Origin of the sequence: Microbacterium sp. Leaf351, assembly GCF_001423825.1 — a bacterium.
Lineage (GTDB): Bacteria > Actinomycetota > Actinomycetes > Actinomycetales > Microbacteriaceae > Microbacterium > Microbacterium ginsengisoli.
In genome coordinates this window covers 28,627-31,689 of the sequence record NZ_LMPK01000008.1, presented here as the reverse complement: position 1 = coordinate 31,689, position 3,063 = coordinate 28,627, and the positions used below count along the sequence as shown (strand labels likewise).

3 protein-coding genes and 1 tRNA gene are annotated in these 3,063 nt (G+C 69.4%); all 4 read left to right on the top strand.

Annotation, left to right across the window (positions count from 1 at the left end; all coding sequences use genetic code 11):
- Position 1: 1 nt before the first annotated feature.
- Entirely contained in the window at positions 2-1,279 is a 1,278-nt protein-coding gene (serS, locus tag ASG00_RS03145; protein WP_156456189.1) for a serine--tRNA ligase, read from the top strand.
- Positions 1,276-2,100, top strand: coding sequence for an HAD family hydrolase (locus tag ASG00_RS03140; protein ID WP_056206817.1), 825 nt, complete (start codon positions 1,276-1,278; stop codon positions 2,098-2,100). Before serS ends, ASG00_RS03140 begins: the two co-directional genes overlap by 4 nt.
- Positions 2,101-2,240: 140 nt before the next feature.
- Positions 2,241-2,325 (top strand) — tRNA-Ser (locus ASG00_RS03135).
- A gap of 78 nt (positions 2,326-2,403) precedes the next feature.
- Positions 2,404-3,063, top strand: a 660-nt coding sequence (locus ASG00_RS16665; RefSeq protein WP_235559102.1) for an LCP family protein, incomplete at its 3' end; no start/stop codon positions are given.

Below are 3,063 nucleotides of genomic sequence, written 5' to 3'. Positions count from 1 at the left end.
GATCGATCTGGCGCTTCTGCGTGACAACCCCGAGCTGGTCAAGCGTTCCCAGACGGCTCGCGGTGAGTCGCCCGACACCGTCGACCGCGCCCTCGCGGCGGACCGCGCCCGGCGCGCGGCGCTCACGACGTTCGAGGAGCTGCGCGCGGCGCAGAACGCGCACGGCAAGAAGGTCGCCCAGGCTCCGAAGGAGGAGAAGGCGGCGCTCGTCGCCGAGGCGAAGACGCTCAGCGAACAGGTCAAGCAGGCGCAGGCCGCGGTCGGGGAGGCCGAGGCGTCCGCCGACGAGGCTCTCGCGGTCATCGAGAACATCGTGGTCGACGGGGTGCCGTCCGGCGGCGAGGACGACTTCGTCACCCTGCGCACGCACGGTGGCGAACCGACATTCGATTTCGAACCGCTCGACCACCTGGCGATCGGTGAGAAGCTGGGCGCGATCGACATGGAGCGGGGCGCCAAGGTCTCCGGGGCCCGGTTCTACTTCCTCACCGGCATCGGGGCGCGTCTCGAGATCGCGATCATGTCGCTCGCGCTCGACCGTGCGCTGCAGGCCGGATTCACCCCGATCATCCCGCCGACGCTCGTGCGACCCGAGGTGATGCACGGCACCGGGTTCCTCGGCAAGCACTCCGCCGAGGTCTACCACCTCGACGAGCAGGACCTCTATCTCGTCGGCACGAGCGAGGTGCCGCTCGCCGGTTACCACATGGGCGAGATCATCGACCTCGACCGTGGGCCGAAGCGCTACGCCGGCTGGTCGACCTGCTACCGCAGCGAGGCGGGCTCGTACGGCAAGGACACCCGCGGCATCATCCGCGTGCACCAGTTCAACAAGCTCGAGATGTTCGTCTATACGACTCCCGAGGCCGCCGAGGAGGAGCATCTGCGCCTCGTGGCCCTGCAGGAGGGGATGCTACAGGACCTCGGCCTCTCCTACCGGGTCATCGACGTCGCCGCGGGCGACCTCGGCTCGAGTGCCGCACGCAAGTACGACGTCGAGGCGTGGGTGCCCACGCAGGGCTCGTACCGCGAGCTGACGAGCACGTCGAACTGCACGACGTACCAGGCGCGTCGCCTCGACATCCGGTACCGTCCGGCGGTCGAGTCGGGCGCGCCGGCGAAGGCGCAGCACGTGGCCACCCTCAACGGCACGCTCGCGACCACCCGCTGGATCGTCGCCCTGCTCGAGACCCACCAGCGCGCGGACGGCTCGGTCACGGTGCCCGAGGTGCTGCGCCCCTACCTCGGCGGGCTCGAGGTCATGGAGCCGGTCGCGTGACCGATGCCACCCCCGGCGCCCCCGTGTCGGAGGGGGCCCTCGTGGTGCTCGACATCGACGGCACGGTGCTGCTCGAGGACGAGTCGCTGAGTCCCGGCGTCGTCGACGCGGTCGCCGACGCCCAGGCGCGCGGCCACCGGGTGATGCTCGCGACGGGCCGCAGTTGGGAGGGCACGATCGGCATCGTGCGTGCCCTGCGGATCCTTCCCGAGTACGTGGTGTGCTCGAACGGGGCGATGATCATGAAGCGCCTCGGCGACCGTCGCGACTACGAGCGCTTCCACGCGGAGACCTTCGACGCGACCGAGGTGCTCACGCTTCTGAAGGCGCACCTGCCCGACGCGCACTACCTTGTCGAACTCGCCGATGGACGTCGCCTGTTCACCGACTACCTCGACGACTGGCAGCTCGAGCGGGCGTTGCGTGTCGGCTTCGACGAGCTCGCCGCCGAGCCGGTCACCCGCGTGGTCGTCGTCTCTCCCGAGCAGACCGAGCACGACTTCATCGACCTCGTCGCCCGCATCGGCTTGAACCAGGTGTCGTACGCCGTCGGCTGGACGGCCTGGCTCGACATCGCCCCGAAGGGGGTCGACAAGTCGACCGCGCTCGAGAAGGTGCGCGCCTGGCTGGATGTCGCCTCCGACCGGGTGCTCGTGATGGGCGACGGCCGCAACGACATCGGCATGTTCACCTGGGCCCTCGCCGGCGGTGGCCGCGCGGTGGCGATGGGCCAAGGCCCCGACGAGGTGCGGGAGGCGGCCGGCGAGGTGACCGCATCGGTCGCCGACGGCGGGGTCGCGCAGGTGCTGCGCGCGCTGTGAGCCGCGGCATCCGTTCGACTCATCGCCGACACGCACCTTTCGTTCAGGCGCCGCTCAGCGCTCCGTTGCGAGAATTGCCGCCGAGCCTCGTCGACTAGACTCGTCGCCGGTTCGACTCGACCGCTTCGGCGGACGTGTCGGGAGGGTTGTCCGAGCGGCCGATGGAGCTGGTCTTGAAAACCAGTGGGCAGAGATGTCCCGTGGGTTCGAATCCCACACCCTCCGCAGATCCCGACGGCTGCCCGAACGGCCCGAGGAGCGAGGGACCGGCCGCCGGCCGACCCTGACCCCGAGAGGACCTGAGTGACACCGTCGACTCCCCAGCCGCGCCGCCGCACAGTGGCCCGGCACGGGCAGCTGCGCTCGCCGCGGCCCGTCTCTCAGCTGTTCAAGATCCTCGCGGTCGCGGTCGCCTCGGTGCTGGTCGCTGTGGTGGGCGTCGTCGGCTTCACGGTGTACAGCTTCACGACCGACTACGTCAGCAACGCGGTCGCCCTCCCGGGCGAAGACAGCGTGCCGCCGGACATCGGTGCGATCCAGGGCGGCTACAACCTGCTGATCGTCGGAACCGACGAGTGCCTCCCCGACTTCGCCGCGATGTTCCCCGGCCGATGCAGCGGCGCCGATGACGGATCGATCAACAACGACGTCGACATCGTCGTGCACATCTCCGACAACCCGCGTCGGGTCACGGTCATCTCCTTCCCGCGCGACCTGATGCTTCCGATCCCCTCGTGCACCCGTGACGACGGCACGAAGACCTCCGCGATGAGCAAGCAGCCGCTCAACTCCACCTACTCGGTGGCGGGCCTCGGCTGCGTGGCGCAGACAATCACCTCTCTCACCGGCATGCAGATCCAGGGTGCGGCGAAGATCACGTGGGGTGGTGTCATCCAGATCACCGATGCCATCGGCGGGGTCGACGTCTGTGTGTCGGGCCGGATCTACGACCCGACGAACACG